A 4,104-nucleotide genomic window follows, 5' to 3' on the forward strand; every position below is an offset into this window, starting at 1 on the left:
GGCCCAGTCGGCCCGAAGCTGCGATTTTGGTCATCTTGGAGAACACGTCGGGAACGGGCTGGTTGTTGTTGACGATCGCCCATGCGAGGAACGACGTTCCGCTCCGATAAGGGAGCGGCGTTATGAGCCTTGGCGTTTCGAGTGGGGATCTGATCGGCTCCTGGAGCCTGAGTTTTTCGGACATCGCGTTCGTGACCGGCAAAGCGGAGACGGCACGACTGGGATTGGCGGTTCAGCTTAGATTTTTCGCCGGGCATGGCTTCTTTGTGCCGGATCATGCGTCGATACCCTCCGACGGTGTCTTGTATCTGGCGGAGCAACTTGGTCTCGATGCCAAATCCGTGAACCACTATGATTTTTCCGGGCGCACCGCCCGCCGGCATTGCGCGGAGATTTTGCGGCATCTCGGGTTCCGCCGTATGACGCAGACGGATCGCAGGGCGTTGTCGAGGTGGATTTCCGACGATCTTTGTGCGGGCGGGCAGCCGATCAATGCCATGCTCGAGCATGTTTTCCTGTGGTGCCGCGACCGCCGTATCTATGGGCCGTCGCGCAAGGAGCTGGAACGCCTCGTCCGTTCGCAACGACACCTCTATCTGGAGGCCCTGTTGGCCCGAGTCCGCGATCGGCTTGCGCCGGATGCGGTCGCCTTGCTGGAAGCCTCGCTCGCCGATCCCGATGGCCCGACCGGCTTCAACACGATGAAGGGGGATGCAGGTCAGGCGACGCTCGAAAACATTCTTGGCGTGACCGCCAAACTCGCCTTTATCCAACGGCTTGCTCTTCCCCGAGATTTCCTATCGGTCACGGGCAAGGCATGGGTCGATCAGATCGTTCGCCGGGTTGCCGGCGAGAAAGCCTCGGAGATGCGCCGGCATGTACCGGCGCGCCAGCTCGGGCTCTATGCCGTTTATCTGATGGCGCGGGAAGCTCAGCTTACGGATGCGATGGTCGACCTGCTGATCGAGACGGTCCATAAGATCGGATCGCGCTCGAAACGCAAGGTGGTGGGCGATATCGCGAAAGACATCGAGCGGGTCTATGGCAAGGAGCGACTCCTGGTCGAGATTGCCAGCGCTTCGATCGACGATCCATCCGGGCGCATCTGCGATGTCATTTTCCCAATCGCCGGCAAGGACAAACTGGCGGCGATCATCAAGGAAAGCCAGGCAAAGGGCGCCTTGGATCGGCGGATCTACAAGGTGATGCGGAGGTCATGGGCCAATCATTATCGCCGTATGCTGCCAAGCCTGCTTTCGGCACTGGAGTTCCGGTCGAACAACGCCGTGTGGCGTCCGGTGCTGGCGGCCCTGGACTGGATCAGAAGCAAAGTGGATGATGGATGCCGCTACGTGCCGCCGCACGCAGTGCCGGTCGACGAGGTCATTCCGGCGAGATGGCGCAGTTCCGTCATTGATGAAGAGGGGCGCGTAAACCGGATCAGTTATGAGCTTTGTGTCCTCGCGCAACTGCGCGATCGCATCCGTTCTAAGGAAATCTGGGTTGTCGGGGCGGACCGATACCGCAATCCCGATGACGATCTTCCCAAGGACTTCGATGCGCGGCGAGAAGCATATTACACAGGATTGAACCTGACGGCGGATGCGCGTGCATTTTCAAGCGCCATCCGGGAAGAGCTTGCTCAGGAACTGTTGCTCCTCAATGCCAATATTCCCCGGAACGACAAGGTTCGGCTGCTGTGGCGCGGCGAGAACCGTATATCTCTCACCCCGTTCAAACCCTTGCCCGAACCCAGGGGTCTCGCCTCGATCAAGACCGAGATCGGCCAACGCTGGCCGATGACCGGGCTGCTCGACGTACTGAAGGAGGCTGCCCTTGATACGGGACTTCTCGAAGCGTTCGAAACATCGGCCTCGCGTGTTGCACTGCCGAAAACCGCGCTGGATCAACGTCTCCTGCTATGCCTCTACGGCCTGGGAACGAATGCCGGGCTCAAGCGGATCGCCGGCGCCACCCCCGATGTCAGCTATGAAGAGCTGCTGCATGTCCATCGCCGCTTCGTTCATGCCGCGGCGCTCAAGGAGGCGTGTGCCAGGGTTGCGAATGCGACCCTGGCAATCCGCAATGCTGCAGTCTGGGGGGACGCCGGCACGGCCTGTGCGTCAGATTCCACAAAGTTCGGAGCCTGGGATCGCAACCTGATGACGGAATGGCATGCGCGTTATGGTGGACGGGGCGTCATGATCTACTGGCATGTCGAACGACGCGCGACATGCGTCTATTCCCAGCTCAAGCGCTGCTCTTCCTCCGAGGTCGCCTCCATGATCGAGGGCGTGCTGCGCCATTGCACCGACATGGAAATCCAGCGACAATATGTTGATAGTCATGGCCAAAGCGCGGTTGGCTTTGCATTTTGCCGGCTTCTCGGATTTGAGCTTGCACCCCGCCTGAAAGCGATCGCTCGCCAGAAGCTGGCTCTTCCCGATGTCGGCATGCGAACGCGGCTTCCCCACTTGCAGCCGATCCTCTCCAGTCCGATCAACTGGGATGAGATCGAGCAGCAATATGACGAGATGGTCAAATATGCAGCCGCGATGCAGACAAAAACCGCCGACCCGGAGGCGATCCTGCGCCGGTTTAGCCGCTCCGAGGTGATGCACCCGACCTACAAGGCGTTGAGTGAGCTGGGCCGCGCGGTCAAGACGATCTTCCTGTGCCGGTATCTGCGCGAGGAGTCCTTCCGCCGCGAAATTCATGAAGGCCTGAATGTCGTTGAAAACTGGAACAGTGCCAATGGGTTCGTTTTCTTCGGCAAGGGCGGCGAGATCGCCACTAACCGCATCGATGAGCAGCAGCTCTCGGTCCTGGCGCTACATTTGCTGCAAGCGTCGCTTGTCTATGTGAACACCCGAATGCTTCAGAGCGTGCTGGTGGAACCGAAATGGACGGGCCGGATGACGCCGGATGATTATCGCGGCCTCACACCGCTGATTTACAGCCACGTCAATCCTTATGGCCGCTTCGACCTCGATCTGAATAGCCGGATCGATTTTGGGCGGCTTGCTGCCTGACCGGGGCCTTTCCGCTCGCACCATTTGGGTGCACCCGAACGTGACGATCGGAAGTGACATATACGACATGTCACAAAAGGGTGGTTCCGTCACCAATGTTACTGTACGAGGGCAAAGCCACCCTAATGTGACGGATTTGCCCATGACCCGCGTCGGCTACGCCCGCGTCAGCACCATCGACCAGGATCTCGACATCCAGGTTGCCCGGTTGAAGGCAGCGGGCTGTGAAATCCTCCGCTCCGAAACAGGCTCGGGCGCATCGCGCACTGGACGCACGGAGCTTGAGACGATCATGCAGTTCCTGCGCGCCGATGACGAACTCGTCGTCCTGCGTCTCGATCGGCTCGGTCGCTCCACACGCGATGTTCTCAATCTGGTTCATGAACTCGACCAGAAGGGAGCCTCATTGCGGGTGCTTGAGCCGGAGGTGACGACGGCCGGAAGCATGGGGCGGATGGTGATCACCATTCTGGGCATGGTCGCGGACATGGAACTGACGTTCATCAAGGACCGGCAGCGCGCCGGGATCGAGGCGGCGCGCGCCGAAGGCGTCTACAAAGGCCGGAAGAAAAACATCGATGACGATGAAATCCGACGCCGGATCACCGCCGGCGCGAGCAAGGCCAGCGTCGCGCGCGACCTCAAGATCTCAAGAATGACCGTCTATCGGGCGCTTGACGTCATTCCTTCAAGGATCGGGCTGCCGGAAAAGCCGCCTTCTGTCACCATCGCCCTGCATCTGACCATCGAGAACTTCAACAAGCATGGTCGTGGCAGAAAGCCCGCTCGCGAGCGCATTGAGGCGATGCTGGAGCGGGATTACCAGATGCAAAAGACCGGGAACTGCGATTACACGCTGACCGTCGCCTATGATCAGGGTGCCGATGGCGTCAGCCTCGATGATGAGATCGCATCTCTCCAGACAGAGATGTTCAACATCGCAGAGAGCTACAGGTGCTCGATCGAGACCGATGTTTACGAGATTGGAGGACAAGAGCGAGCCTGGTAGATCGCCATGTTCAATCTTTGTTCTTCAACATGGCCAAAATCGCAGCTTCGGGCCGACTGGGCC

Annotated in this window: 2 protein-coding genes; both read left to right on the plus strand. The window is 59.6% G+C overall.

Annotation, left to right across the window (positions count from 1 at the left end):
* The first annotated feature begins 122 nt into the window (after window positions 1-122).
* On the plus strand, window positions 123-3,032 hold the full coding sequence (locus tag F4U95_RS24415; RefSeq protein WP_006961814.1) for a Tn3 family transposase: 2,910 nt from the start codon (window positions 123-125) through the stop codon (window positions 3,030-3,032).
* A 142-nt stretch (window positions 3,033-3,174) separates the two neighbouring features.
* Window positions 3,175-4,041 (plus strand): recombinase family protein, encoded by an 867-nt coding sequence (locus tag F4U95_RS24420; protein ID WP_006961816.1) that lies wholly within the window; start codon window positions 3,175-3,177, stop codon window positions 4,039-4,041.
* The last annotated feature ends 63 nt before the right edge of the window (window positions 4,042-4,104 follow it).

It is taken from the genome of Sphingobium limneticum (genome assembly GCF_008710165.1).
GTDB lineage: Bacteria > Pseudomonadota > Alphaproteobacteria > Sphingomonadales > Sphingomonadaceae > Sphingobium > Sphingobium limneticum.